At 55.4% G+C, this 836-nt stretch carries 1 protein-coding gene; it reads left to right on the plus strand.

What is annotated here, in order from left to right; genetic code table 11:
* Positions 1-178 precede the first annotated feature (178 nt).
* On the plus strand, positions 179-836 hold a 658-nt coding region (locus A3730_RS17430), incomplete at its 3' end, for a LysE family translocator (protein WP_063538561.1).

Raw genomic sequence — 836 nt, forward strand, 5'->3', positions numbered from 1 at the left:
CGCCAGGCTTTGATACAACGTCATGAGATAAATACCCGATACAGTTTTTCGCATAACAACCAGTACAGATTACTATCCTTACAATCTGTACCGCTTCAATATTATTTTCTTATATCTGTATTGGCATGCGTTGTCCATCTAGTCTGTTGAACCATCTTCAGAAAAGAAGGATCGCGTCATGTCGACGGAACAGTTAGTGGCACTTATCGGCTTTGTCGCCGTGATGACCGGCACCCCCGGCCCCAACAACCTGATGCTCATGGCATCCGGTGCCAACGCAGGCTTCCGCCGTTCCTTGCCGCACATTCTGGGCATTGCCATCGGCTGTCAGGTAATACTGATGTGCGTGGCGCTGGGGCTCGGTCAGCTACTAACCCGCTTCCCGCAGGCCGTTACCGCACTGCGTGTGGGCGGTGCCTTGTACCTGTTGTATCTGGCCTGGCAGCTAGTGCGCACCCGCGACCTGAAAAGTGATGGCGACAACGCCAAACCGCTCACCTTCATGCAGGCGGCCCTGTTTCAGTGGGTAAACCCCAAGGCATGGATGATGATTCTCACCGGTGTGGCCACCTTTACCCAACCGCAGGCCTTTACCTTGAGCGTGGCCATTGTGGCAGGCACCTTCCTGATCGTCGGATTACCGCTGATCAGCAGCTGGAACCTGTTTGGCGCGGTGCTGAAAAACTGGCTGCATCGGGGCCGGCGTCTGCGCGCCTTTAATCAGGCCATGGCGGTGCTGCTGGTAGCGTCGCTCTATCCCACTTTTGGCATCAAGCCCAGCCAGGCCAGTGAAGCCGATACTCCGTCAGCGCAAGAAAGACAGGAAACACTGCAAC

Source organism: Alcanivorax sp. HI0044 (assembly GCF_001634945.1).